Genomic DNA, 26127 nt, shown 5'->3' with positions numbered 1-26127 from the left:
TCGCCATGGTGGTGGAGTTCGATTGAGGAAGTGTTACCGTGAGAAGCAACATTCTCCTTCAATCGCCACCGCCTTCTCCTGCCTCCTCCCTACGCCGCATACACCACTTCCGACGATAACTCCAGGCGTTGCCCCAGCCTGTGCCCAATCGTTAGAGGCGTCGTAATGCGCATACAGTGTGTTGGTAGCGGAATGGACAACGGTGGGAGAACCCTCGTCGACACTATGAGGCATCCAGCAATGGAATGACCCTCGAATCTAGCGAGGCAGCTCCCCGACGAATCGGTTGTCATGCGGTACCCAACCCGCGCATATCAGACTGATCAACCGTCGGCATGCCGTCCGTTCTGCTACCAGCACACTGTGCGAGCCAGAATCTTTTATAAACCAGTGGACAGGTCAAATACATATCAGTGTCCCAACGGCCTCAGCACCTGATGGGGCTCAACCGGCAAACGCAATTCGGCCGTGATCGTGACGCCGGCCCCGGGCCGGCTGTCGACCGTGAGCGCACCCCCGAGCTGCACCATCCGCTCGCGCATGCCGAGCAGCCCGAATGCATCGGGCCGCACCGCCTTGCCGCGATCGAAGCCGACACCATCATCGCCGATGCTCAGGCAACAGCGTCTTTCGTCATTCGAGAGATGGATCTTGACCTCGTGCGCCCGGGCATGACGTGCAATGTTCGTTAGCGCTTCCTGCGCAACGCGAAACAGCGCGGTGGTCGCAAAGTCGCCGAGGTCGAGCGCATGCGTGTCCAGCTCGAATCGCACGGTTACGCCGTAGCGGTCCTGAAAATCGTGGGCGAGCCATTCGAGTGCAGCTTCGAGCCCGAAATCGTCGAGGATGCTCGGGCGCAGATTGGCAGCGATTCTGCGCACGGAGGCGGTCAGTGCATCGATTTGGGAGGCGATTTCGGCCAGTGCGCCGAGGTTTGCATATGACGCTCCGGGCAACGCCTTGCCGAGTTCGCCTTCGTGGTGGGCCAGCGCCATCTTGAGCGCCACGAGCCGTTGCCCGAGATCGTCGTGGACTTCGCGGGCAATGCGCTTTTGCTCGTTCTCGCGTGCCTGCTGCACGAGCGCCGAGGCCGCGTTCGCGTGCTCGAGCTCCTCCAGCCGGCGCCGTTCGGTCAGGTCGCGCGTGATCTTTGCAAACCCAACGAGCGTGCCTTCATCGTCGTGGATCGCGGTGATGACGACGTTGGCCCAGAAGCGGCTGCCGTCCTTGCGCATGCGCCATCCCTCGTCCTCCACGCGGCCCTGGGCCGCCGCCGTCTGGAGCAGGCGTGCGGGCTTACCCGACGTAATGTCGTCCGGGGTGTAGAACACCGAGAAGTGCTTGCCGACGATTTCGTCGGGCGTGTAACCCTTGATGCGCTGCGCGCCAGGATTCCAGCTCGCGACCTGGCCGGCGGGCTCGAGCATGAAGATTGCGTAGTCGCGCACCGCGTCGATCAAGAGGCGATAGCGATCCGCGATCGCAATATCGCTGTCGTTACGACCAAACCAGGCCTCGGGCTCAGCCGTTTGCATAGCGCGCTCCGGATAATCAGCCGATTTTCACGATGCCGCATGCATTTTTGCACCGCCGCAAGTGCCGCACCGATAAGCCGCATAGTAAGGCAAGTGCCGTGCCGGTTTCAGGATTTTTAGGTTTGCGGGACTCGGCTGTACGCCCGGCTCTTTATGACATGACTTCGCCGAGCGGGCGGCGCGGCGTGGCCGCATCGGGCGTTCCATGACCGATGCGCAGGAGAAGCTGCGGCGAGTACGCATCGGGCAGCCCGGCCAGCGTGCCTAGCCGCGCGCGCAGCGCCGGCACCTCGATCGGCTGGTTCAGGTACGAAACGCACAGGCCGTGCAGCGTCGCCAGCAGCAACACCCGTTCAAGGGCCTGGCCCGTGGCGAGCCAGGCCTGCGCATTGTCGACGCCGGTCGCGAGACACAGCAACAGCGGCGAACCCGCCGCAAGCTCGCGATGCGTTGCGGCTACGCCGCCGCCGAGATCGAACGTGCGGATCGCCGAGGCCACGAGTGGCTTCGCGAAGTCGAGAAGGGGGCCGAGCCTGACCGCGTAGGCCGGCATGCCGTCGTCGGTGTGGCGCGGGTGGATCCACTTCGCGAGCTCGCGCCTGAACCGCGGATCGGCGAACTGCTGCCGGTCGGCCTCGGCAACGAGCTCAGCGATCGCGTTGCGCGGCTCGGCGGCGCTCACGCAGGCGACTTCGACGCCTTCGGCGCGTGCGGCTTCCATCAGGTGCTGCTCGATGGCGGCGTTGACGGGCTCCGCGGCGAACGGATGGCGCGTGGTGACCCGCTCGTGAATCGCGCTCACGAGCGCAGCGAGCTCCGCGCCCGTGGCGCGCTCGCGCAGCAGGCGCACTTCGGCGAGCAGATCGGAGTCGCTGCTCGAGGGGAAGAGGGTGATTGCGTAGCCTATGCCGAGGCTCGCGAGCGCCACGCGCAGATTGAAGAGCGCCGCGCCGCAACTGATGATGAGCTCGCGGTCATAGGGATCGACCACGGGTAAGGCGCGCAGCCGGTCCGCGCACAGCATCACGCGATCGGTGCCGAGCACGAAGCGCCAGGGCTGGCTATTGTGGCTCGAGGGCGCGAGCGTCGCATGACGCAGCGCGAAGTGCATGGCGAAATCATGCGTCTGTCCGGATGCGGCGCTTTCGGAGGGGGACACGATCGGGTTTTCGAGCATGGCAGCTCCCTGCTGGGAAGGGCGCGGCGGCTCGCAAGACGCGCCGCCGCGCCAGGGTGAGTCAGTGTGACATCAGGACCGGCACCGTCATGGCCTCGAGCAGCGTGCGCGACACGCCGCCCAGCACGCGCTCATGAATGCGCGAATGTGCGTAAGCCCCCGCCACGATCAGCCCGGCGTGCAGGTCGCTTGCGCGGCTGAGCAATGTCGTGCCCGTTGTCATGCCCTCGGCGCCGGCGCTTTCGTGAAACGATGCGCTCACGCCGTGCAAGTCGAGCCATGCGGCGGCATCCACTGCCTCCTCTTCGGCGCGCGCGCGTTTCGTGTTGCTACGCGGCGCGACCACCTCGATCGAGACGCTGTTGGCGCGCCGCAATAGTGGCAATGCGTCCGAAGCCGCGCGCGCCGCTTCGCGGCTGCCGTCCCAGGCGATCAGGATGTTTTGTGCGAAGTCCGGGAAAGGCCCGGAGTGCGGGACCACGATGGCCGGCCTCGCGGCAGTCATCACCAGGTCCGTGACGAAGTCACTGGCCGTTTCCACAGCGGGATCGCCGCTGTCGTGCTGCCCGAGCACGAGCAGGTCGGCGTGGCGCGCGTGCAGCGTCGCGGTGGCGCTGTCGCCGGGCTGCGGCGCGCGCCATTCGACCCGGCGGCCCCCGCGCGCGCCGGCGTCAAGGAACGCTGCTTGCGCGAGCTCGAGGCGTTGCTCCGGCGTGCCCGCGCCTTCCGTTGCTGGCGTGCGCGAGCGCGGCGCCGGCAGATACAGCCCAATCAGATGCGCGTCGAAGCGCTCGGCCAGATCGAGCGCGAGTGCCAGACGCGCCTCACGTCGCGCCGAGTCGTCGAGGTGGACGAGCAGGGTCTTGTAGCACATGGTGTTTTCCTTGGACGTCAATCGGGAAGCTCACACGCAAGCGGGCGCGCTGGCCTGCTCAATGCGACATCAGCACGGGCACCGGCATCGCGCCGAGCACCGTCTGCGTCACGCCGCCGAGCAAGAGCTCCTTCCAGCGCGCGTGGCCGTAGGCACCCATCACAATCAGGTCGCAGTCGGTCTTGCCGGCACGCGAGAGCAAGGCTTCGCCAACCGTGACCGTCGGCGGCGGATGCAATTCCGTCACTTGCACCTCGAGTCCGTGACGCGCCAGAACCAGACCGATGTCTGCGCCCGGAATGCGTTCGCGGTCTTTGGGCGCGGGCGTAAAAGTCACCAGCTCGGTGCGCTGCGCGAGTCGCATGAACGGCAGTGCATCGAAGAGCGCACGCGTGGCGGACTGGCCCGCATCCCACGCGACCATGATGTGCTCGCCCACTGTGGGAAACCCGCCTTCATAGGGAACCCACAAGACCGGCCGTCCCGCGCTCAAGGTCACGCGAGTCTGAAATCGATCGCTGAGGGATGCATCCAGATCGTCGGGGTTGCTTTGTCCCAGCACGATCAGGTCTGCGAAGCGTGCGCGCATCAGCAGCTCATGCTGTGCGTGGCTCGCAGTGCGCCAGTTGCCTTTGAGCTCCGCCTCGGCGAGGCGGGCGAAGAAATGATGCTCCAGATTGCGGCGGCACGCTTCGTGCTCACGCCGGTATAGCGACCAATACTCGGCGTCCAGAATCAACGCGTAGGCCGCGTCGTGCTCGGGCACGACAGGTGCGAACAGTGCGCTGACATGGGCGCCGTGCCGCTTTGCAACGCACAGCGCAACATCGAGGCGCGTTCGCGCGCTTTTGCTTTCGTCCAGATGAACCAGGATATTGCGGTACTCCATGATCGGCGCTCCATGATGGATGTAACACCGAAGCGGTGTTTCGTGCGGCTCAGTCTAGGCGCCGAAGCCGGTTCGCAATTGACTTGAGTCAAGCCGTGGTCAAGACCTCGACTCGAGACCATCAGGCGGTTGCTGGCGTGGTTCTGAGGGGTAAGCGTTTGATGCACGTCAATCGTCAGCGGAACGCCGGCCCTATAGTGGGCATCGTTTCGATCGCGCCGATGCGCGGCCGGTCGCCAACTTGCGAGGGGGAGTTGCCATGCGTAGCGAACGCGTTGCTTTTGTGAGCGGCGGGATGGGCGGCCTGGGCGCCGCGATCAGCCGCAGGTTGCACGATGCCGGCCTGATCGTCGCGGTTTCGCATTCGGAACGCAACGATCACGTGATGGGCTGGCTGGATCGCGAACGCGATGCGGGCCGCACGTTCCATGCGTTTGGGGTGGACGTGGCCAGTTACGATTCGTGCGTCGAGTGCGCGCGCCGGGTCGTGTCGCAATTCGGCTCTGTCGACGTCCTGGTCAACAACGCCGGCATCACGCGCGACGCGAGCTTCATGAAGCTCACGAAGCGCGAATGGGACGAAGTGATGCACACGAATCTCGACAGCGTGTTCAATCTCACGAAGCAGTTCCTCCCCGGCATGGTGGAACGGCGCTTTGGACGCGTCGTGAACATCAGCTCGGTGAACGGTTCGCGCGGCGCGTTCGGGCAGGCGAATTACGCGGCGTCAAAGGCCGGTATCCACGGCTTCACGATGTCGCTCGCGCTCGAAGTCGCGAAGCACGGCGTCACGGTGAACACCGTCTCGCCCGGCTATCTCGCGACGGCGATGGTGGAGGCCGTGCCGCAGGACATCATGGAAAAGCGCATCCTGCCGCAGATTCCGGTGGGCCGGCTTGGGCGTCCGGAAGAGGTGGCGTCGCTGATTGCATACCTCTGCTCCGACGATGGCGCATTCGTGACGGGGGCCAACTTCGCCGTCAACGGCGGCATGCACATGCATTGACCCTCGCGCCGCTGTGGATCATTTCCCGCGCGAATTCCCCTGTGCGCGACCGGTAAAGGACGATCGGCCATCGGCGTGTGATTTCGATTCAGCGACGATAGAAAGGCGCCCGACCCGCCGATTGATGCAGATCAGTCGAATGGCCGCGACCCATGCGAAGCTCGCATCGACGGTCCGCTCGGGACCGGCTTCGATGGAGGCGGCGATGAAAACCGATCTGCAGCTCAAGCATGACGTGCAAGCAGAACTGGAATGGGAGCCGGCGGTAACGGCTTCGAATCTTGGCGTGGAGGTGAAGGACGGCATCGTGACGCTCTCCGGCCATTTGTCGACCCTCGGCGAGAAGATCTTGGCGGAACAGGCGGTGCAGCGCGTGGGCGGCGTGCGCGCACTGGTGGTCGAGCTGGACGTGCACCTGCCGGGCGAGGACGTGCACACCGACGCGGACATCGCGCAGATCGCTCGTTCCGTGCTGCGCTGGACGGCTGGCCTGAACGAGGACGCGGTGCAGGTGCAGGTCGAACGTGGCCACGTCGTGCTCAAGGGCGCGGTCGACTGGGCGTGGCAGGGCCAGACGGCCGTGCATGCCATCGCACAGTTGCGCGGCATCGCCGGCGTGGTGAATCACATCGAAGTCAGGCACACGGTGGCGCCGGACAAGGTCAGCAAGGACATCCTCGAAGCCATGCGGCGTCATGCAGACCGCGAGGCGCGCCATATTCAGGTCACCGTGGACGAAGGCACGGTCAGGTTGTCCGGCAAGGTCCACTCGTTCGCCGAGCGCGCCGTGGCGCGAGGTGCGGCCTGGGCAGCGCCGGGTGTGCGCGCGGTAGTGGACGATCTGATCGTCGAGTGACGCAATGCCGGCGGCGTAGTGCGTAAATTGATCAGCATGCCTTATCGGTAGCAAGCGCGTCGCGCAGCGCGGCGGCGAAACGCTGAAACGCACGCAGCGAGCCCGCAACGCTTTGGTACTTCTCGCGGCCGATCTGGCCGTCGAGCGTAACGAGCATGCCGGCGGAGCGCGCCAGCGCGAGCAGCGCGTCGGCGTCGCCGACTGCAAGGGCGCCGGCGAGCGAAACGGCAGACGGCGTGCGCTTTTCTGCGGTGGGCATGATGACGCTCCCTGGTTTGAACGTTTGAGCGGGTTTCGCTACGCCTTCAGTATGGCCGCCGTGAGCGCGCGCTCCAATGAGCCGGCGCCGAAAGTGGCGTAGGTCGTTGTTTGAGCCTGTAGGCCATGGCCTACACGGCTTCGCATGAGACGGGAGTCAGTGACGTGATCGAGATCTTGACGCTTACGGTCAATCCCGCCGTCGATGTATCGACGGCAGTGGAGCGCGTGGTCGATACACACAAGCTGCGCTGCGAGGCGGCAACCCGCTATCCAGGCGGCGGGGGCATCAACGTTGCGCGCGTGATCCAGCGTATCGAGGGGGCAGGCGCACACTGCCTCGCGCTCTATCTCGCAGGCGGTGTGGCGGGCGACCTGCTGGAGCGGTTGCTGGCAGCGGAGCGCGTGAGCTGCCGCAGACTGTCCATCGCGGGCGAGACGCGGGAAAACTTCACGGTGAAGGAGCGCTCGACGGGCCGCGAGTTCCGCTTCGTGCTGCCCGGCGCGCCGGTGGACGCCGCCGAATGGGCGCATGCGCTGGATGTCTTCGAGACGCTCATGCCCGCGCCGCGCTACCTCGTGCTGAGCGGCAGCCTGGCGCCGGGCTTGCCGGCGCGGGCCTATGCAGACATCGCGATTCGCGCCAGCGCGCGTGGCACGCGCGTCGTGCTCGATACGTCAGGAGCGCCGCTCGCAATGGCGCTCGATGCGGGTGTTTATCTCGTGAAGCCGAGTCTTGGAGAGCTGGCCGAGCTTGCGGGCCGGCCGCTCGCCGACGAGGCGGCGCAAGTCGCCGCGGCGCGCCAGATCGTAGCGCAGCGGCGCGCGCAGATCGTTGCTCTGACGCTCGGGGAACACGGCGCGCTGGCGGTTTCGTCAGAAGAGACGCTCCGCGTGAAGGCGCTGCCGGTATCCGTCTCGAGTGCGATCGGCGCGGGCGACAGCTTCCTTGCGGGATTGCTCGTCGCGTTGCGCAGGGGTGAGGCGCTGCGCGAGGCCGTGCGCCTTGCGCAGGCGGCGGCATCGGCGACCTTGTTGACCACCGGCACGTCGCTTTGCGACGCTGCGCAGGTGAGGCGGCTCTATGGCGCCGAGAGTCCAGTGTGTTGAGTGCGGTGCGCAAAGGCGACGCCAGCGGCCGCGGCACGAGCACTTCGTGCGCCTCATGGGCTCACGGTGAGTGAGCAACGTTGCGGTCCCGGAGAAGATTGCGGAGGATTGCTCAGCGTGCCGCGCCGTCGTGCGTGGTTGCGTATTTCGCGCGCGGCACGGCGAATCCAGTGGCGCCTGCGAGAAGCGCGCGGCCGCGAGGATGGGCGTGCGATGGACACGCGCGCGGCAGTGCGTCGCGGTTTGCCGCAGGACGCGGGGGCGGGCAGGCGGCAATGCCTGTTGCGAGTCTTGTCGCCGTGCGCGGGTCAGCGCTTGATGTACGTCGAGCATGAGCCAGGCGCCGACGCACTTGGGCGCGTTGGGCAGTCACTCGGCGCGTGCTCAACTGGCGAGCAGCCAGGCGCCCCAGACGCAGGCGAGGATCAGCGCCTGCCCGGGTATCAGCGTCAGCGCGAACGCACGCTTGCCGAAGGCCACGGCCACGCAGCATTTCATGATCGAGTTGGCCGTGAGCGCGACGATGATCGGCAGCGCCGCGTCGCTTTGCGCGAGCAGCGACTGCGCGGCTAGCGCGGCGATCGAGGCCGCCGCGGAATGGGTATCGACCAGCCCGCCCAGCCCCGCGGCGATCAGGAGCCCGGTCTTGCCGAGCCAACGGGCGAGCAGCGTGCCCATGAGCATCAGGACCATGAGCGTTGCGGCGAGCAGCAGGGCGGCCTTCAGGTCCACCGCACGGCCGACCACGAGCTCCTCTTGCATGGGCTTGCGCGCCGCGCGCCAGGCGACGAACAAGCCCCAGGCCAGCGCGCCGAGCGCCGGCGCGAGGCGGCGCAGCAGCGGCTCGTAGACGACGCTGACCACCAGCGCCAGCTGCACGGGCGTCGCAACCGACGACAGCACGGCGGCAGCGGCGAGCTGCGGGCAGTCGGCGGGCGTGAGCGCGGCGCGCCGGCCCATCGCGGCGATCGTCGCGACACTGGAAACGAAGCCGCCGAGCAGCCCCGCAAACGGCAAGCCGATACGCGCGCCGAACACCAACTGCGCGATGTGGCCAATGGCGCTGATCGCCATGACGAGGACCGCGAAGCGCCAGACCGTCTGCAGATTGATGGCTCCGTAGGGATCCACCGGGTGGCTCGGGAGCATCGGCAGGATGATCAGCGCGGAGGCGGCGAGTGTCAGCAGATCGATGATGGCGTCCTGGCCGAGCCGTGTCGTGACAAAGCGGTGCAGCGGCGAGCGCGCCGCGAGCACGATCGTCAACAGCACGCCCAGCGCGGCGGCGAGCGGGGCGTCGAGCACGGCCAGCGCGCCCAGCAGCAGCGTGGCGATCATCGACGTTTCGGTGGTGAGTCCCGGATCGTCGTGGGGACGCAGATAGGCCGCCGTGGCCAGCGCGGTCAGCGCGAGCGTCAGCGTGGCCGCCAGTATCACCCCACCCACGCGCATGGCGATCGCGCCGAGCAGCGCCGCCACGGTGAACGTGCGGATGCCGGCGGCCGCGCGCGTCGCGCCTTCGCTTTTGCGTCGCTCGCGCTCCGCGCCAACCAGCAGGCCCACGCCCAGGGCGACGACAAACGGCATGTATGCGGCATTGACGAGGAACATAACGTGTCGTTCTTCCAGCGAGGCGGCTTGAGAGTTGCTGTCGAGCCATCGTAGGGCGGGGCGCTGGCAGGAATTTGACGAATATCAACCAGCGTCGCTTGTTTGACGCACGTCAACGGAAAGAGGACCGCGCGCCGCAGAATCGGCTCATCGAGTCTAGCCCGGCGCGCGTATCGTGCGCGACGCGCAGGGCTCGCCTAACCGGAGAGCGGCCATGCCCTGCATTCTTTTCGCGCTGTCCCTGCACCATGGGAGCGGCTCATGATCCGCGCGGAATTCAGGATCGTATGCGCGGCGATTGCTGTGTTTGCGGCGCTCATTGGGCTAGGTCTGGCGCTCGACGGACTCGTGTTCGATGCGTGGGCGAAGTTCCGCTACGGCGCGGCTGCACTGATCGTCGGCATCGCCGGATTTGTGCTGTTGCTCAATCCGGGGCCGTACTGCGACGACTAGGTCCGTGGCCATGCCAGGCATCCTGCGCCTCGCGTTCAAGCCACGTGTGGACATGGTCTCCTCGCATGCGTGATTCGGCGGTGGTGCCAATGCAGATGCACGCCTTTGCGAGCCGCCTCTAGCTATCGGCGGCGCGCGGGCTTGCATTTGCCGCTTCAGTCTCGACGCCCGCTCAGGAAGCGCGATTGACTCAGATCAATCAGGGTTATGCGCGGCGCAAATGCGGCCCAATTTAGGGACCCGTGCGCAGCGAATTGACTGAGATCAGTCGGAATGAGCTTCGAGCGCTTATCCTGGATGGATCGAAGCCCTGCCTTGCGGAGCAGCGCCGTGCCCATCAACACCATCGACTCGATCGCCTCAATGACACTGCCTGCAGAGGTTGCGCCGTCTGCCGCCGGACGCGTGAGCGCGGTGCGCGGCGCGGTTCTGGACGTGGTGTTCGAGGAGGGGCCGTTGCCGAACGTGGAAGACGCACTGTGGATCGTTCGCGACGACGGCTCGCGACTCACCGCGGAAGTCGAGGCGCATCTTGGCCCCACCGCATTGCGTGCGCTCGCCCTGCAGTCGACGGCCGGATTGCGGCGCGGCGCACGCGTCGAGGCACAGGGCGGACCGCTCGAAGTGCCGGTGGGGGAGGCGGTGCTCGGCCGCCTGCTGGACGTGAGCGGCACTGTGCATGACGGCGGCCCGCCGCTCGACGCCACGGCGCCACGCCGGCCGATTCATCGCGCAGCGCCGCCGCTTGCAGCGTTACACGGCTGCACGGAGATCTTCACGACCGGCATCAAGGCGATCGATTTGCTCGCGCCGCTCGCGCAAGGCGGCAAGGCCGCGATGTTCGGCGGCGCGGGCGTCGGCAAGACCGTGCTCGTGATGGAGCTGATTCACGCAATGGTCCAGCGCGACCAGGGCATCTCGGTGTTCGCGGGCGTCGGCGAGCGTTCGCGTGAAGGTCACGAGATGCTCTCGGAGATGCGCGGCTCGGACGTGCTCGCGCGCACGGTGCTGGTGTACGGCCAGATGAACGAGCCGCCCGGCGCGCGCTGGCGCGTCCCGCTCACGGCGCTCACGATCGCCGAGCACTTTCGCGACGAGAAGCGCCAAAACGTGCTGCTGATGATCGACAACGTGTTCCGCTTCGTGCAGGCGGGCGCTGAGGTGTCGGCGTCGCTCGGGCGCATGCCTTCGCGCGTGGGCTATCAGCCCACGCTCGCGAGCGAGGTGGCCGCCTTGCAGGAGCGCATCGTCTCGGTGGGCGGCGCGGCGGTGACCGCCGTGGAGGCCGTCTACGTACCGGCCGACGATTTCACCGACCCCGCCGTGACGACCATCGCCGCGCATGTGGACAGCATGGTCGTGCTCTCGCGCGCCATGGCCGCCGAGGGCATGTATCCGGCCATCGATCCGATCGCCTCGTCGTCGGTGTTGCTCGATCCGCTGGTAGTGGGCGCGGAGCACGCAGCGGTGGCCATCGAGGTGCGGCGGCTCATCGAACATCATCGCGAACTGCAGGACGTGATTGCGCTGCTCGGCGTCGAGGAGCTCGGCGCCGAGGATCGTCTGCTCGTGCGGCGCGCGCGCCGCCTGCAGCGTTTTCTTACGCAGCCGTTCACCGTGACCGAGGCGTTCTCGGGCCAGCCAGGCCGCTCGGTCGCGATCGCCGACACGCTCGCGGGCTGCAAGGCGATTCTCGGCGGAGAGTGCGACGACTGGCAGGAGCGCTCGCTTTTCATGGTCGGCACGCTCGATGAGGCGCGCGCGAAGGAACGCGCCTCAGCGACGGGCGCAGCCGCATAGGAGAGCACACATGGGCGGCACGCTGCTCGAACTGACGATTGCCACGCCACTCGACATGGTGGTGAACCATGCGGCAGCGCGCTCGCTGCGCGCCGAGGACGCAAGCGGCTCGTTCGGGATCCGGCCCGGTCATGCGGATTTCATCACGATGCTCGCGCCCTCGGTGGTGCGCTGGGTCGCGCCGGACGGCGCGCGGCGCTTTTGCGCTGTGGACGGGGGTGTCATGACCGTAACGGGTGGCTGCGTGGTGGCCATTGCGTGCCGCGAGGCGATTGCCGGCGACGCGCTCGAATGGCTGGAGCGCGAGGTCGCGCGTGTGCGCGCGGCCCAGCTCGACGCCGAGCGGCGCGTGCGCGTGGAGAGCGTGCGCCTGCATGCGCAAGCGGTGCGGCAGATGCTGCGCTATCTGCGCGGGCCGATCGTGCCGGACGGGCAGGACATTCCGGTGGCGCAGGAGCGCGGGCAATGAGCGATCCGTCGCGTGAGCCCGATCACATGGCACGCGCCGCGCGCGATGCGGCTGGGCGCGAAGCGCGCGGCCGCGCCCAGCCCGAGCCGTCGCTCGGCAGCCGCCTTGGGCAGATCGGCATTCTCGGCTGGACTATCGTGCTGCCGACGCTCGCGGGACTGGCAATCGGCCGCGTGCTCGACCGGCTGTTCGGTACGCGCGTGTTTTTCTCGGCGCCACTGCTCATGCTCGGTGCGGCGGCAGGCCTCTGGTTCGCATGGAAATGGATGCATCGACAGGATTCTTCAGGATGACTGGACATTGGACGATCTGGGCCTGCATGGCGGGCTTTGCAGCCGGAGTCGGGGCAGGCGCCGCGCACTTCGCGGCGCTGCGCTGGAACGCGCGGCTCTTTGCGTCGGGCCGCATCGGCTTCGCACTCGGCGCGCAGGCCGTGCGCTGTGTGTTGACCGCGCTGCTGCTGTTCGCGTTCGCGCGCGCGGGCGTTCCGGCCGTGCTCGCGGGCATGTCCGGTCTACTGCTCGCGCGCCATGCCGTGCTGCGTTTCGCGGCGGCGACGTCGCAGCGGTGAAGCGATGAAAGCCTCGCCGCTCGCCACTGCGCCGCTCTGGCACCTCGGCGCGCTCTCGATCACGGAGCCCGTCGTGATCACCTGGGCCATCATGGCCTGCATGGTCGTTGCCGCCGTGCTGCTCACGCGGCGGCTCGCGCTCGCGCCCACGAAGACCCAAGCCGTGCTGGAGCTTTTCGTCACCACGCTCGACGCCCAGATTCGCGACACCATCGAAGCCGACCCCGCTCCCTATCGTGCGCTGATCGGTACGCTCTTCGTGTTCGTGCTCGTGGCGAACTGGTCGTCGCTGCTGCCGGGCGTGGAGCCGCCGACCGCGCATATCGAGACCGACGCGGCACTCGCGGTGATCGTGCTCGCCGCGACCGTCTTTCACGGCCTGCGCACACGCGGGCTGCGCGGCTACCTCGCAACCTTCGCCGAGCCGACCTGGGTGATGATCCCGCTGAACGTCGTCGAGCAGCTCACGCGCACGTTCTCGCTCGTCGTGCGCCTGTTCGGCAACGTGATGAGCGGCGTGTTCGTGGTGGGCATCGTGCTCTCGCTCGCGGGCCTGCTGGTGCCGATTCCGCTGATGGCGCTCGATCTGCTCACGGGCGCCGTGCAAGCCTACATTTTCGCGGTGCTGGCGATGGTGTTCGTCGGCGCCGCGGCGGGCGGCGCGCCGGCCGCCGCCGGCCATCATGCCAAGGGAGCGCCATGAACCTCATCGAAATCGTCAGCATCGCCGCCGCCGCGCTCGCCGTCTCGTTCGGCGCCATCGGACCGGCGCTCGCCGAAGGCCGCGCCGTTGCCGCCGCGATGGACGCGATCGCGCGCCAGCCCGACTCCTCGGGCACCATCTCGCGCACGCTGTTCGTCGGCCTCGCAATGATCGAAACGATGGCGATCTACTGCCTCGTGATCGCGCTCCTGCTGCTGTTCGCCAATCCGTTCGTCAAGTAAGGCACCGGCCATGCATATCGACTGGTCGACGCTCGCCCTGCAGACCGTCAACGCCCTCGTGCTGGTCTGGCTGCTCGCGCGCTTTCTGTTCCGGCCCGTGGCGGAGATCGTCGCGGCGCGCCAGAAGGCTGCACAGGCACTGCTCGCGGATGCCGAGGCGAGCCGCCGCGCGGCACAGGCGGAGCAGAGCGCCGCGCATGACGAAACTGCACGACTCGCGGCTTCGCGAGAGGCGGCCTTGCGGGCCGCCCAGGCCGACGCCGACGCGCACAAGACCGCGCTGCTCGCCTCGGCACGGTGCGAAGCCGCGCAACTGCGCGCGGACGCCCATGGCGAGATCGAACGCGCGCGTGCCGCGCAGGCCCACGCCATCGAGGAGGACGCCGTGCGGCTCGCCATCGAGGTCGCGGGGCGGCTGCTCGAACGCATGCCGCCCGAGGCGCGCGTGCAGGGCTTCATCGGCGGCGCGGCTGAGGCGCTGGCGGCGCTGCCGCCCGAGACGCGCGCGGCATTCGCGGCGCGCGGCGCGCCGCTCGCGCTCGCTGCGCCGCGCGCGCTGTCCACCGCCGAGCAGCGCGCCTGCGAGGCGGCGTTCGGCGCGGCGCTCGGCAGGACCGTCACGCTGCAGGTGCGCATCGATCCCGCGCTGATCGCGGGGCTCGAACTCACGAGCGCGCACGCGGCGGTGCGCAATCATCTGCGTCACGATCTCGACGCCATCCGCGCAACGTTGCTGGAGCAGAACGGTGAGCGCCGCTGAAACCGAAACCGACGATTTCGGCAATTGGCTCGCGCGCCAGCGCGGCGCGCTCTCGCACGTGCGCCTGGCCGCCGACGCGAGCACCTTCGGGCGAGTGGAGCGGGTGGCCGACGGCGTCGCGCGCATCTCGGGGCTGCCCGATGTCGCACTCGACGAGACGGTGCGCTTCGCGAGCGGCGCGACGGGCTACGTGCGCACGCTCGACACCGAACTCGCAAGCGTTGTGCTGCTGGACGGCGCGCAGGGCGTGGAGGCGGGTGAGCGCGTCGAGCGCACTGGCGCCGTGCTCCACGTCCCGGTGGGCGAAAACCTGCTCGGGCGCGTGATCGATCCGCTTGGCCGGCCGCTCGACGGTGGCGAGCCGCTCGCCGCCGACCAATGGCTGCCTGTCGAGCGGCCCGCGCCCGCCATCGTCGAGCGGGCCGCCGTGAGCGAGCCGCTCGAAACCGGCGTGCTGATCGTCGATGCGCTATTCGCCATCGGGCGCGGCCAGCGCGAGCTCATCATCGGCGACCGGGCGACGGGCAAGACCTCGCTCGCCGTCGACGCCATCGTCAACCAGCGCGCCAGCGACGTGATCTGCGTGTATGTCGCGGTTGGCCAGCGCGCCACGGCGGTGCAGCGCGTGATCGACGCCGCGCGCGAACGCGGCGCGCCGCAGCGGTGCGTGTTCGTGGTGGCGCCCCCGTCCGCTTCGCCCGGCATGCAATGGATCGCGCCGTTCGCGGGGTTTTCGGTCGCCGAGTATTTCCGCGACCGCGGCCAGCATGCGCTCGTCGTGATCGACGACCTCTCGAAGCACGCGGCCACGCATCGCGAGCTTGCGCTGCTGACCGGCGAGCCGCCGGGCCGCGAGGCGTACCCCGGCGACATCTTTTATCTGCACGCACGGCTGCTCGAGCGCGCGGCGAAGCTGAGCCCGGAACTCGGCGGCGGCTCGCTGAGCGCGCTGCCGATCGCCGAAACCGACGTCGGCAATCTGTCTGCCTACATTCCGACCAACCTGATCTCGATTACCGACGGCCAGCTCGTGATGGACGCCGCGCTCTTCGCGTCCAACCAGCGGCCCGCGGTCAATGTGGGGTTGAGCGTGAGCCGCGTGGGCGGCAAGGCCCAAGCGCCGGCGCTGCGCCGGGTCGCGGGGCAGCTATGGCTCGATTACGCGCAGTTCCTCGAGCTGGAGATGTTCACGCGCTTTGGCGGCCTCACGGACGCACGCGTGAATGCGCAGATCGTGCGTGGCGAGCGGATTCGCGCCTTGCTCGCGCAGCCGCGCTTCAGCGCGCTGGGCATGCGCGACCAGGCGACGTTGCTCGCCGCGCTCGCCGATGGCGTGTTCGACGCGGCGCCTGTGGCCGTGGCCGCGCAGATTCGCGCACGCGTCGCGCAACAGCACGCACAGGCTTCGACGAACCATTCGGATGACGAGGCAGTCGCGAGCGTGGCCGGGCTTCGCGAATGGGTGCGCGCGCTGATGCCTGATGTTGCGCCGGGCGACGAGCCTGGCAAGGAGCGGGGATGAGCGGCAAGCTCGGCGAGATCGAGAAGCGGATCGCGGCGACCCATCAACTCGATGCGGTGATCGCGGCGATGCGCGGCATTGCGGCCTCGCGCTCGCACGAGGCGCATGAGCGGATGGCGGGCATTCGCGCGACGGCGGCGACGGCGGGCGCGGCGATCGGCGAAGTGCTCGCGTTCGCGCCCGAAAGCGCGGCGGCCAGCAACCCGGCCGCGCAGGGCGGAGAAGCCGGCGGCGACATCGGCATCGTCGTGGGCACGGAGCAGGGCTTCGTTGGCGCGCTCAACGACGCGCTGGCGGCACAGGCGCAGCGTCTGGGAGGCGCGCGCGCATGCCAATGGCTGCTTGTGGGCTCGCGGCTCGTGAGCGCCACTGCCGCACGCGGCGTGGCCTGCGCGTGGTCCGCGCCGATGGCGGCGCACCCGGACGCCGTTCCACCGCTTGCGGTGCGCATCGCCGACGCACTCTATGCACGCCTCGCGACCGGCAGGCGCGCGACGCGCGTAACCGTGCTGAGCGCACAGCCCGGCGAGTCGCACCTGAGCATCGCGCAGCGCACCCTCATTCCGTTCGATCTCGCGCGCTTTCAGGTGCCTCGGCGCACGCAGCCGCCGCTCGTCAACGTCGCGCCTGCGCGGCTCCTGGCCGGGCTCGTCGAGTTTTATGTCTTCGTGGAGTTGTGCGAAGCGTTGATGCTCTCATTCGCCGCCGAGAACGAGGCGCGCGTGCGCGCGATGCTGGCGGCGCGAGCGAATGTGCAACAGCGCCTGGGCGATCTCACGCAACGTTATCGGGCGTTGCGCCAGGAGGAGATCACCTCGGAGATCGTCGAGTTGAGCACCGGCGCTCAGGCTGCGCGGCGCACAGCGGATTGATCGAAGTCAGCCGCGCGGCGCCGCGCTGCACGATGCTCTAATTGATATGGATAACGAATCATTGGATGAATCATAAACCTGGATGAAGCACTCAAGCTGGACGTGGAGCAGGAACTCGCATGGGATCCGGCGCTCGATGCCTCGGGCATCGAGGTCGGCGTGAGAGACCGCATTGTCACGTTGTCGGGGCGGGTGCCCGACTATGCGCAGACACTCGCGGCCGAGCGCGCCGCCGAACGGGTGGCCGGTTGCCGCGCGATTGCGCTGGAGCTGCACCAGCGGCGCACATCCCGCATCGTTGATATGCGTCAACTGGAAGGCCACGGAGACGCGCACGATGAATGTGTCCGTGCATCGCGCAGTTGCACGGCGCGATTTTGAAAGGAGCCCCGCCATGCAAAAACACCTGATCGTGGTCGCGCATCCGGTCGAAGACAGCTTCACCATGAGCATGACCCGCGCCTACCTGGGCGAGTTGCTTCGCATGGGCCATGACGTGCGCGTTCACGACCTGTACCGCATGGGGTTCAATCCCGTGCTGTCCGCGCGCGAGCTGACCGAAGGCAGCGACGTGCACGTTCGCATGGCCGACGTGCTGATCGCGCAGGAAGACGTGCGCGAGGCCGATGTCGTGACGGTCATCTATCCGCTCTGGTGGATGGCAATGCCCGCGATGATGAAGGGCTACATCGACCGCGTGTTCAGCCGCGGCTTCGCGTATGAGATCCAGCCGGGCGGCGCTCAGGGCTTGCTGTCGGGACGCCGCGCCGTGGTGGTGACCATCTCGGGCGCGCCGCTCGCCTCGTTCATGGAGGACGGCCGCTGGCAGGCCATGCAGCTGCTGCAGGATACACACATCTTTCGCGCGGCCGGCTTCGAACTGATCGGGCATCTGCATTTCGACGAAGTTGGCCCTGCGATGCCGCCAGCCGCGGCAGCGAACGATCTCACGCGCCTGCGCGGGTTCGTCCGTGGGCATTTCGCTTCAGTGCCGGCCGCGTGAACATGGGCGCGACGCGCGAGCACAGCGCAGGGAGCATGGTCATGTATCGAGTATTTCGTCGATTCGAAAAACTGGCGTTCGGCATCGTGACGGCTTCGGCTCTCGCATGCGCGGCCTTTATCGTCGTCGAGCGGTGCGGCGGCGTGTCCGTGCAGAGCCTCGCGAACGCGCTCGTCGCGAATGCGGCTGCCGACAATGCGCTCGCTTGCGAGCAGGCGCGCCAGATGGCCTGGTGCGAACAACCGCGGGTGGTGTGGAGGGGGGTGAAATGAACGTGCCATCACGGATCCTCGTGGTCCTCTATTCGCGCAGCGAGACGTTCTTCTGCACGATGGGCGGGCGCGGCAGCGAAGACACCTTCGCGCAGATGCAACGGCTCGCGCGGTGCGTGCCGATTGCCAGTTGCGCGATCCACGCGCGCGACATGCAGCAAGATGTGGCGGTCGAGAAGGTTGCCCGCTTCGTGCTCATGATCAAGGATGCGCTCGCTGCGTGCGAGCGCGAGGCGGTGGCCAGATGAGCAAGGCGGCGGAGCGAGGCATACGCTAGCGGTCTGTGGTGCACCGCTCTGCTCAGGATCGCGCATCGGGGAGCGTCCGGACGATCAAGGCATAGAGGTCGTTGAGATTGTCCTCGGCCGCGAGGCCCTCGAATGGATCGCGATTCGCGCCGAACGCTTCGTCGATCTCCACCCAGTCGGCTAGCGTCAGACAGTGCTGGGCGCCTGGCAGGATGACCGACTCTTCAAGTTGCCGGTGCCTTGCGTAGAAGTCCGCATAAGCGCTCACTTCGGCACGCAGGGCGGGCAGCATGCTGGCACCGCCCAGTTCATAGCGTGTGAGCGCGCGTTCGAGTGCGCGAACGCGCATCGCGCCTTCTTCGTGCTGGCGTCCGAGCTCCTCGATGACGGAGTCCAACTCGTCGGTGCGCTCGCGCAGTCGCGCAAACAGGTATCGCTCTTCCTTCGGATGATGAATTTGCTCGGGGAATTCCTGGATGTAGTAGAGCATCGCGCGCATGAGCATGGCGCCCGGCGCACCAGCGCCCGATTCCATGCCATCGACTACGCGCAGCATGCCGTTGACGATGCTCGTCAGGCGCCTGTGCTCGCTCAGCATCACTTGTATCGCGCTACGACACGTGGCAGGTTCCATGTCGGACTCCAGGACAGAGGGCGGCCGGGCAGGATAGGAGACGCAGGAGATTCGCCGAAACGGCGTCGCGTGGGTGGCCGCTATTTTTTTACTATGCGCGCCGGCCAGGCGGATGCGTTGATCTTCGTCAATTTGAATCAGTCGTGCACGAGGGGACTCACTGGATCGAGCTGACGCGCCAGCATCGTGCGGTGTAGCGCAAACGTTCGGTCTGGATCCCCATCCCGGCACGAACGTCGCGACCCGTGTGCCCCCAGTGACCGGATGAGTCGCTGTGCGGCGGCATTCTGTTCCTGTTGCGGTCTGCGCGCGCAGTCGACGCGAGCGGGCGCGCCTCGCCCACGCGCTTGACTTAAATCAACGGGCCTTGCGCGCGGCGATCGCACAGTGGAGCGGTTGTGTCCGCGTGGGTTTTGCCGGGCGGCATGCGATGTGCTGTCGGTCAACGGGGCGGACCAAAAAAAGGGGAGAGGACAATGAAGACTGTCGTGCGCGATGCCGAACCACATATCGAGGGGATGGCGCGATCCTTTCCTGGTGCGCCTGCTAGCGCGGGCGAGTGCGCCCGGTTCGAGATGACGCCGGCCGACGAGTGGAATCGGGCGGCGCATGCGGTCATGGCCGCCATGACTTTCGGGCTTTCGCCCATCTCGCTGGGGCTGGCCGCGATCGACTGGGGGGCGCATCTCGCGATTGCGCCGGGCAAGTGCCTGGACCTTGCTACGCACGCGTGGCGTGCGGCCTGCCTGTTGCCGGCCGTGATGCCTGCAACCCGCGAAGACGAGGACGAAAGCGGCGTTGCGGTGCATGCAGGGGAAGCCGACCCGCGCTTTGCCGCTGCTGCATGGTCGAGCTGGCCCTTTCATCTATATCGCGATGGCTTTCTGGCAGTCCAGCGCTGGTGGCGCGAGGCAACGCGCGGCCTGCCGGGCGTGGAGCGCCATCACGAACAGCTGGTGGCTTTCGCGGCGCGCCAGTGGCTCGATGCCTGCTCGCCTGGCAACTTTATTGCCACCAATCCGCTCGTGCTCGAAACGACGGCGCGCACCGGCGGCGCGAATCTCGCGACCGGCCTGCGGCATTGGCTCGAGGACGCCGTGGCACTGGCCGCCAGCCGCTCCGGGGTGCATGCGCGCACGGCGCAGGCCTTCGTGCCGGGGCGCGACGTGGCGGTGACACCGGGCCGGGTCGTGTGGCGCAACGCTCTGTGCGAACTGCTCCAGTACGATCCGATGACACCCGACGCCGCGCGCGAGCCGATCCTGATCGTGCCGTCGTGGATCATGAAGTACTACATCCTCGACCTGCAGCCGCACGACTCGCTGATCCGCTTTCTTGTCGAGTCGGGCTTCACCGTGTTTGCAATATCGTGGCGCAACCCGGGCGCAGAGGCGCGCGACCTCGGCCTCGACAACTATGTGCGCGACGGTTTCTTCGCGGCGCTCGAAGCGGTCCGCTCGCGGTGCGGCGAAGCGGTGCACGCGGTGGGTTATTGCCTCGGCGGCACGCTGCTCGCAATCGGGGCGGCGGCGCTCGCCCGCGGCGGCCGGCGCGATGCACTGCGCTCGGTCACGCTGCTGGCCGCCTTGACCGACTTCAGCGAGCCAGGCGAGCTCGGGCTCTTCATCGACGCGGGCGCGCTGTCCGCGCTCGAAGCGCTGATGTGGCGCCAGGGGTACCTCGACGGCGCGCAGATGTCGGCCGCGTTCCAGTTGCTCAATGCGCGCGACCTGATCTGGTCGCGCATGATGAGCGAGTACTTGCTGGGGCGGCGCACGAAGGGCAACGACCTGATGTCGTGGAATGCGGATACGACGCGCATGCCGTACCGCATGCACTCCGAGTACCTCACCCGGCTCTTTCTCGATAACGATCTCGCGGCGGGCCGCTACTGCGTCGACGGCCAGCCGGTCGCCCTCTCTGACATCGAGGTGCCGATGTTCGTGGTCGGCACCGAGCGCGATCACGTCTCGCCGTGGCGCTCGGTCTACAAGCTACATCTGCTCACGCACAACGCGCTGACCTTCGTGCTGACGGCGGGCGGCCACAACGCGGGCATCGTGTCCGAGCCCGGCCATGCGCGCCGCTATTATCGATGCGCGACGCGCGAGCCCGGAGGGGCGTACCGAAGCCGGCACGAATTCGTCAAGGGCACGCCTTCGGTCGATGGCTCCTGGTGGCTTTGCTGGCGCGACTGGCTGCGCGCGCGCTCGACGGGCAAGGTGCCGGCGCGCAAGCCGGACACGGGGCTCGGCGCGGCGCCGGGCGAGTACGTGCTCCAAACGTGAGCGTGGGCGATAACATTCGGCGATCCCGGGGCGTGCAAGTGTGCGGTGCCTGGCGCCGCCGATTGATCGGCCTCGAGGCCGAGCGGCGCCTCGCACGGGTCGGCATAGCAGGACTTCGCGGCGTGGGCCACGCCGCGCAAGCATGGCCCGAGTACTGCGCCGCCGCTCGGTATACGCGCAGCCATCGACGCTATTGTTCGACCAGGGCGCACCCCATCATTGACCTCGAGGGAGCGGCGCGACGTTTGCTGCCCGCGCCGCCGGTGAAAGTAACGCGCGTCGGTTCCGAAGCCGCCATCGTGCGTGCGCCGACGCCATTTACGCTGGGGCGGGCGCCGTGCGTGCGAGCGCCTCCAGCAACGGCGTCCAGAATGCGGCGCCGGCGTAGGCCGCGGGTTCGACACCGGTATCGAAGCGGATCGCCAGCTCGCGCTCCATGGCGCTCAAGGGCTCGGCCTGCACGAGTTGTTCAGCGAGCACCGCCGTGTCGGCATCGGATGGATCGCGCCCCAAGGCGGCCCGCGCCGCGACGCGCTCGAAGAGCGTGGCGTGATCTGCCGTGAAATCGAGAATCACGATCTGCCTCCCCAGGCGCTGAGCCAGCGCGATGAATGCCGCCCGGTTGCGTTCGCGCAGGAAGGTCGCGTCCACGATTGCCGAATAACCGCTTTCGAGCACCGTTTGTGCGTGATCGAGCAGACCTTCGTAGATCGCGTCGATCTGGCTCGCGGTGTAGGCCGAAGCGGGAAGGCGTGTGGCGTCGGGCAGGCCGGCGCGGCGCTTGCGCTCGGCGTCGCTCGACAGGCGGATCGCACCCAGCCGCGTGGCTAGCGCGCGGCTCGCGAGCGATTTACCCGAACCGGAAACGCCATGGCACAGCAGCAGGCAGGGCTGCGCATCGCGCGCACGTGCCGCAATGGCCGCCGCGACATGCAGATAGCGCGCGCTCCCAGCGGCATCGCCTCGCAGCCGTGCCGCGAGCGCACGCACGAGCGCGCGATAGACCGTGTAAAACGGCAGCAGGCGAAGGGCCGCGTAGTCGCCCGTCGCGGTCAGCCAGCCGCAGAGCAGCCGGTGCGCGCAATCTTCGCGCCCGTGCGCGCGAAAATCCATCACCGCGAACGCCAGATCGCTCGCGACGTCAATCCAGCGCAGCGCATCGTCGAACTCGATGCAATCGAACATCAGCAGCCGGTTGCGCCACCGGATGATGTTCTCCAGATGCAGATCGCCGTGGCAGGCGCGCACGAAGCCGTTTGCGTGCCGCTCGGCGAGCGTTGGCGCGGCCCGCGCCAGTTCGGCCTCGCACCATGCGCGCAACGCGGACTCTGATGGCAGCATTGGATCGAGCGCATCGATGAGCGGCCGCCAGTGGGCCGTCACGCTGGCTACGCTGCCGTAGTGGGCGCGCGGCGCACGGCAGGGCGCATGCATGTGGTAATGCGCCAGGCGAGCCGCGAGCGCATCGGCATCGGCAAGCGCATCGTCGCGCCGCGTGCTGCGCACGGAGAGCATCGCGCCCGCTTCGAAGCGGCGCATCCGCACCACGTATTCCAGCGTGCTGCTACTCGTACCCCGCGTGCCCCGCGCCCCCGCGCCGCGACGCGTGGGTTTGCCGAAGACGCAGTGCCGGCCGTGTGCCACGAGCGGCCAGACGCCCCGATAGAGCGGCCCGGCCAGCGCACGATTGAGCGCACACTCTGCCTGCGCGCAATCGCGTCGCCGCGTGAGCCGCGTGAGATCGACGAAGCCGAATTTGACTGGCTTGATGATCTTGTACGCATAACGCCCGACGAGATACACGAGCGACAGATGCGTCTCAATGCACCTGATCGGCCCGGCAGGATGCGGGTAAGTGGCCGCGCGCCGCAGCGCGCGATCGGCACGATGGGCGTCGCGGCGCGCCTTGCCGCCGCTCAGCGCGAACGGAACGTGTCGCGCGCGGAGCATGGCAGGTGCACGGGTAGGGGTGCAAGCGCAAAGGTAGCGCACGGGCGATTGAGATACAGGGCCCGAATGCGGCGCGCGCTATATGGGCCGAAGAAGAGTCTGCGCAGGACAGTCGATTTCCACATGATCGGCACTCCAGATTGGGCTGGCGCAAAGCGGCGTGCATTGCACGAGCTAACCCTATTCGAGCGGATGACGCTACGCCCGTGCTTGACCTGCATCAATCGGTGGTGAGCAGTGCCGACTTGATCGAAGTCAATTGTGCAGCGCGGCCGCGGCGCATGATGGAATCCGCTGGCGCGCCTTCGAAAGGCGGGCGCGATCGTCGTGCGCGCGCTTCGGGCGTGCGCACGCGCGTGCCATCCCAGCCCATTTCCGAATTCCGATGGAGGGAACATGAAAGCACTGGTTTACAACGGCCCGGGCCGCTTCGCGGTCGAGACGCGCCCGATGCCGGATTTGCGCGAGCCCGGCGACGCCATCGTCAAGATGTCGAAGACGACGATCTGTGGCACCGATCTGCACATCCTCAAGGGCGACGTGCCGACCTGCACGCCCGGGCGCATCCTCGGCCACGAAGGCGTGGGCGTCGTGCACGCGGTCGGCAGCGGCGTGACGGCGCTCAAAGCTGGCGATCACGTGCTGGTGTCGTGCATCTCGAGCTGCGGGCAGTGCGAATATTGCCGGCGCGGCATGTACTCGCACTGCAAGACGGGCGGCTGGATTCTTGGCAACCGCATCGACGGCACCCAGGCCGAGTATGTGCGCACGCCCCATGCGCAGACGAGCCTTTACAAGATTCCCGCAGGCCTCGACGAAGCGGCGCTCGTGATGCTTTCGGACATCCTGCCTACGGGTTTCGAGTGCGGCGTGCTCAACGGCAAGGTGGAGCCGGGCAGCACGATTGCCATCGTCGGCGCGGGGCCGATCGGGCTGGCGGCGCTGTTGACGGCGCAGTTCTATTCGCCCGCGCAGGTCATCATGATCGACATGGACGCAAACCGTCTCGAGTGCGCGAAGCGCTTTGGCGCCACGGCGGGCATCGATCCGCGCGCGTCGGACGCCGTCGAGGCGGTGATGAAACTCACGGATGGCGTGGGCGTGGACTGCGCGATCGAGGCCGTCGGCGTGCCCGCCACCTTCGAGCTGTGCCAGCAGCTCGTGGCGCCGGGCGGCACGATTGCGAATATCGGGGTGCATGGCGCGAGCGCGTCGATCTTCCTCGACAAGCTCTGGGACCGCAACGTGTCGATCACGACGCGACTCGTCGACACGGTCAGCACGCCCATGCTGCTCAAGACCGTTTGCTCCGGGCGCATCGATCCGAGCCGGCTGATCACGCATCGCTTTGCGTTCGAGGACGTGCTCAAGGCCTACGAGACGTTCTCGCACGCGGCCAGCACGCAGGCGCTCAAGGTCATCATCGAAATGTGACTCGGTGCGGCGCGGGTGCCGACGGCCGCCCGCGCCGCCTTTGTGTCCTCTGCTATGTCCTGCTTTCAGTAGATCAGATAGCGCGGGATTCGCGCACCGCTGTGAGTTGATGCGCGTGTGCAGCGAGGACGTCGACCATGATCGCGACTACCTCAGCGAAACGGCACTCCGTCGCGCATGATCTGGAAAGCGGTTACCTCGACGTAATCGACCCGAGCGCTGTCGCCTGGCTTGAGACTGTCGAGCAGGCCGTCCTTCGCGGCCCGCAACACGACTGTGCGCGACGGGCCGCGCAAGGTCACCGGATGCAGCCCCGGTCGTTACCCGGCGCGAATTCGCCGAACTAGACCAAAATCCATCGACAGACTTCTGACCAGTCGTCACACCCGCCGTTGTGCCCGCTCACCGCTGGCAATTTGCCAACGCCAATCCGCCCTCTCTTCCGCGTGTGTTCAGCGCCGCGTGGTGAATAACTACGCAATCCTGCGCAAATATCATCGTCGACGATGGCAGCCGAGCGATGCGTGCCGTGCCCGGCCTGCATCGCTCGCTGTCCTGTTTGGTGACACGTTCATTGGCCGGCTGTGACGAAACGCAACAGATATCGTGCTGACGGTTTCGTGCGTGAAGTGGCGACAAAAACGGCTGAAACCCGTATCCAGCAAGCATCGCGACGTGATGGCACGGGGTTTGCGTTGTAGCGACGGCACCAGGCCGTTGCCCGACCGGGTATGTGGTGCCCCTGCTTGTTTTTCGAACGGTCATGCAAACGAATTTGGAGACAATGATGAGAGGACGTGCAGTTTCGGCATTTCGAATGACATCGTGGGGGATCGGGCTTGCCGCAGCCGCCATGCTCAGTGGCAGCATGGCCTGCGCGGCCGCCGACTATCCGCCCGTCACCTTCAGCAGGCTGGCCAACGCGCAGAACGATCCGGGCTGGCTCACCTATTACCGCACCTATAACGGTCAATCGCATTCGACGCTGAAGCAGATCAATCCAGCGAACGTGGCGAATCTGAAGCAGGCATGGGCCTACAAATTCCCCGACGACCTGAAGCAGGGCTTCGAAGCAACCCCGATCATCAACGGCGACTATCTGTTCGTGAGCACGCCGAAGGACAACGTTTACGCTTTCAACGCGAAGACTGGCGAGCAACTCTGGAAGTTTGAGCCAAAGCTCGGCCCGGAGTCGTTCAAGACGGCCTGTCGCGATGTGGTCAACCGTGGCGTCGCGCTGTATGGAAAGAACGTCTATGTCGCGATGCTCAGCGGCGAGGTGGCCGCGATCGATGCCCAGACCGGCAATCTGGTCTGGAAAAAGCAGATGTTCGAGCCGGGGCTCGGTTATGCGTTCTCGCTCGCGCCGCTCGCGCTGAACGGTTCCATCGTGGTCGGGCACGTCGGGCGGCGAGTACGGGATCCGTGGCTATATCACGGCGCTGAACCCCGAGGATGGTTCGATCCAGTGGAAGCGCTACACGATCCCCAATGCGGGTGACAAGGGCAGCGATACGTGGCCCGACGGCATGCAGGAACATGGCGGCGGGGCGGCGTGGCTGACCGGCACCTACGACGCCGCGACGCGCA

Annotated in this window: 25 protein-coding genes and 3 pseudogenes; 20 read left to right on the top strand and 8 right to left on the bottom strand. The window is 67.2% G+C overall.

Going from position 1 to position 26127, the window contains the following annotated elements:
* Window positions 1-410: 410 nt before the first annotated feature.
* The 4 genes from L5014_RS36470 to L5014_RS36455 form a co-directional block, all read right to left on the bottom strand.
* Window positions 411-1535: a PAS domain-containing sensor histidine kinase gene (locus L5014_RS36470; protein ID WP_238468733.1), complete on the bottom strand. Its 1125-nt coding sequence runs from the start codon at window positions 1533-1535 to the stop codon at window positions 411-413.
* Between the two features lie 151 nt (window positions 1536-1686).
* Complete coding sequence (locus tag L5014_RS36465; protein WP_420800198.1) at window positions 1687-2712, bottom strand: Acg family FMN-binding oxidoreductase; 1026 nt, start codon at window positions 2710-2712, stop codon at window positions 1687-1689.
* Window positions 2713-2773: 61 nt separating this feature from the next.
* The gene (locus tag L5014_RS36460; protein WP_238468732.1) at window positions 2774-3586 is read right to left on the bottom strand and encodes a universal stress protein; all 813 of its coding nucleotides are present in this window, start codon (window positions 3584-3586) and stop codon (window positions 2774-2776) included.
* Window positions 3587-3644: 58 nt separating this feature from the next.
* Window positions 3645-4475, bottom strand: coding sequence for a universal stress protein (locus tag L5014_RS36455; RefSeq protein WP_238468731.1), 831 nt, complete (start codon window positions 4473-4475; stop codon window positions 3645-3647).
* A gap of 259 nt (window positions 4476-4734) precedes the next feature.
* Between L5014_RS36455 and L5014_RS36450 the strand changes: the two genes are divergently transcribed.
* Together L5014_RS36450 and L5014_RS36445 are read left to right on the top strand one after the other, a co-directional pair.
* Window positions 4735-5481 (top strand): beta-ketoacyl-ACP reductase, encoded by a 747-nt coding sequence (locus L5014_RS36450; protein ID WP_238468730.1) that lies wholly within the window; start codon window positions 4735-4737, stop codon window positions 5479-5481.
* Between the two features lie 205 nt (window positions 5482-5686).
* Window positions 5687-6337 (top strand): BON domain-containing protein, encoded by a 651-nt coding sequence (locus L5014_RS36445; protein ID WP_238468736.1) that lies wholly within the window; start codon window positions 5687-5689, stop codon window positions 6335-6337.
* Window positions 6338-6398: 61 nt separating this feature from the next.
* On the opposite strand, the pseudogene L5014_RS36440 reads toward L5014_RS36445, so the two are convergent.
* Window positions 6399-6596, bottom strand: a pseudogene (locus tag L5014_RS36440) (hypothetical protein); the annotation flags it as partial.
* A gap of 164 nt (window positions 6597-6760) precedes the next feature.
* On the opposite strand from L5014_RS36440, the gene L5014_RS36435 reads away from it, so the two are divergent.
* Window positions 6761-7705 carry a 1-phosphofructokinase family hexose kinase gene (locus L5014_RS36435; RefSeq protein WP_238468728.1) on the top strand — a complete coding sequence of 315 codons (945 nt, stop codon included), beginning with the start codon at window positions 6761-6763 and terminating at the stop codon, window positions 7703-7705.
* Between the two features lie 384 nt (window positions 7706-8089).
* Here L5014_RS36435 and L5014_RS36430 read toward each other — a convergent pair whose 3' ends face one another.
* Window positions 8090-9316, bottom strand: a complete 1227-nt coding sequence (locus tag L5014_RS36430; RefSeq protein ID WP_238468727.1) for an MgtC/SapB family protein — start codon at window positions 9314-9316, stop codon at window positions 8090-8092.
* Window positions 9317-9577: 261 nt separating this feature from the next.
* Here L5014_RS36430 and L5014_RS36425 point away from each other — a divergent pair, with 261 nt between their 5' ends.
* The 14 genes and pseudogenes from L5014_RS36425 (at window position 9578) to L5014_RS36360 (ending at window position 18231) form a co-directional block, all read left to right on the top strand.
* Complete coding sequence (locus L5014_RS36425; RefSeq protein ID WP_238468726.1) at window positions 9578-9769, top strand: DUF2964 family protein; 192 nt, start codon at window positions 9578-9580, stop codon at window positions 9767-9769.
* Window positions 9770-10132: 363 nt separating this feature from the next.
* Window positions 10133-11569: a F0F1 ATP synthase subunit beta gene (gene atpD, locus L5014_RS36420; protein ID WP_238468735.1), complete on the top strand. Its 1437-nt coding sequence runs from the start codon at window positions 10133-10135 to the stop codon at window positions 11567-11569.
* 10 nt (window positions 11570-11579) lie between these two features.
* Window positions 11580-12038, top strand: coding sequence for a F0F1 ATP synthase subunit epsilon (locus L5014_RS36415; protein ID WP_238468725.1), 459 nt, complete (start codon window positions 11580-11582; stop codon window positions 12036-12038).
* Entirely contained in the window at window positions 12035-12331 is a 297-nt protein-coding gene (locus L5014_RS39120) for an AtpZ/AtpI family protein (RefSeq protein ID WP_420800197.1), read from the top strand. Before L5014_RS36415 ends, L5014_RS39120 begins: the two co-directional genes overlap by 4 nt.
* The gene (locus tag L5014_RS36405) at window positions 12328-12609 is read left to right on the top strand and encodes an N-ATPase subunit AtpR (protein WP_238468724.1); all 282 of its coding nucleotides are present in this window, start codon (window positions 12328-12330) and stop codon (window positions 12607-12609) included. The genes L5014_RS39120 and L5014_RS36405 overlap by 4 nt, the downstream gene beginning before the upstream one ends.
* Before the next feature lie 4 nt (window positions 12610-12613).
* Entirely contained in the window at window positions 12614-13312 is a 699-nt protein-coding gene (locus L5014_RS36400; RefSeq protein ID WP_238468723.1) for a F0F1 ATP synthase subunit A, read from the top strand.
* A complete protein-coding gene (locus L5014_RS36395; protein ID WP_028219903.1) occupies window positions 13309-13554 on the top strand; it encodes a F0F1 ATP synthase subunit C in 246 nt (81 codons plus the stop codon). The genes L5014_RS36400 and L5014_RS36395 overlap by 4 nt, the downstream gene beginning before the upstream one ends.
* 10 nt (window positions 13555-13564) lie before the next feature.
* Complete coding sequence (locus L5014_RS36390; protein ID WP_238468722.1) at window positions 13565-14314, top strand: F0F1 ATP synthase subunit B family protein; 750 nt, start codon at window positions 13565-13567, stop codon at window positions 14312-14314.
* A complete protein-coding gene (locus tag L5014_RS36385; RefSeq protein ID WP_238468721.1) occupies window positions 14301-15836 on the top strand; it encodes a F0F1 ATP synthase subunit alpha in 1536 nt (511 codons plus the stop codon). Before L5014_RS36390 ends, L5014_RS36385 begins: the two co-directional genes overlap by 14 nt.
* Window positions 15833-16708, top strand: coding sequence for a F0F1 ATP synthase subunit gamma (locus tag L5014_RS36380; protein ID WP_238468720.1), 876 nt, complete (start codon window positions 15833-15835; stop codon window positions 16706-16708). The genes L5014_RS36385 and L5014_RS36380 overlap by 4 nt, the downstream gene beginning before the upstream one ends.
* Before the next feature lie 72 nt (window positions 16709-16780).
* Window positions 16781-16981, top strand: a pseudogene (locus L5014_RS36375) (BON domain-containing protein); the annotation flags it as partial.
* Window positions 16982-17102: 121 nt separating this feature from the next.
* Window positions 17103-17711, top strand: a complete 609-nt coding sequence (locus tag L5014_RS36370; protein WP_238468719.1) for an NAD(P)H-dependent oxidoreductase — start codon at window positions 17103-17105, stop codon at window positions 17709-17711.
* A gap of 41 nt (window positions 17712-17752) precedes the next feature.
* A complete protein-coding gene (locus tag L5014_RS36365; protein WP_238468718.1) occupies window positions 17753-17983 on the top strand; it encodes a hypothetical protein in 231 nt (76 codons plus the stop codon).
* Window positions 17980-18231, top strand: coding sequence for a hypothetical protein (locus tag L5014_RS36360; RefSeq protein WP_238468717.1), 252 nt, complete (start codon window positions 17980-17982; stop codon window positions 18229-18231). The genes L5014_RS36365 and L5014_RS36360 overlap by 4 nt, the downstream gene beginning before the upstream one ends.
* Before the next feature lie 52 nt (window positions 18232-18283).
* Here the strand turns inward: L5014_RS36360 and L5014_RS36355 are convergent, their stop codons facing one another.
* Window positions 18284-18865: a hemerythrin domain-containing protein gene (locus tag L5014_RS36355; protein ID WP_238468716.1), complete on the bottom strand. Its 582-nt coding sequence runs from the start codon at window positions 18863-18865 to the stop codon at window positions 18284-18286.
* 518 nt (window positions 18866-19383) lie between these two features.
* Between L5014_RS36355 and L5014_RS36350 the strand changes: the two genes are divergently transcribed.
* On the top strand, window positions 19384-21153 hold the full coding sequence (locus L5014_RS36350; RefSeq protein ID WP_238468734.1) for a PHA/PHB synthase family protein: 1770 nt from the start codon (window positions 19384-19386) through the stop codon (window positions 21151-21153).
* Between the two features lie 318 nt (window positions 21154-21471).
* Here the strand turns inward: L5014_RS36350 and L5014_RS36345 are convergent, their stop codons facing one another.
* Window positions 21472-23103: a bifunctional aminoglycoside phosphotransferase/ATP-binding protein gene (locus L5014_RS36345; protein WP_238468715.1), complete on the bottom strand. Its 1632-nt coding sequence runs from the start codon at window positions 23101-23103 to the stop codon at window positions 21472-21474.
* Window positions 23104-23499: 396 nt separating this feature from the next.
* Here L5014_RS36345 and L5014_RS36340 point away from each other — a divergent pair, with 396 nt between their 5' ends.
* Window positions 23500-24537 (top strand): zinc-dependent alcohol dehydrogenase family protein, encoded by a 1038-nt coding sequence (locus L5014_RS36340; protein WP_238468714.1) that lies wholly within the window; start codon window positions 23500-23502, stop codon window positions 24535-24537.
* A gap of 817 nt (window positions 24538-25354) precedes the next feature.
* Window positions 25355-26127: pseudogene (locus L5014_RS36335) on the top strand (outer membrane protein assembly factor BamB family protein); the annotation flags it as partial.

This window comes from Paraburkholderia tagetis, assembly GCF_022213065.1.
In the GTDB taxonomy this organism is placed as follows: domain Bacteria; phylum Pseudomonadota; class Gammaproteobacteria; order Burkholderiales; family Burkholderiaceae; genus Paraburkholderia; species Paraburkholderia tagetis.
This window is presented reverse-complemented; position numbering and strand designations above follow the sequence as displayed.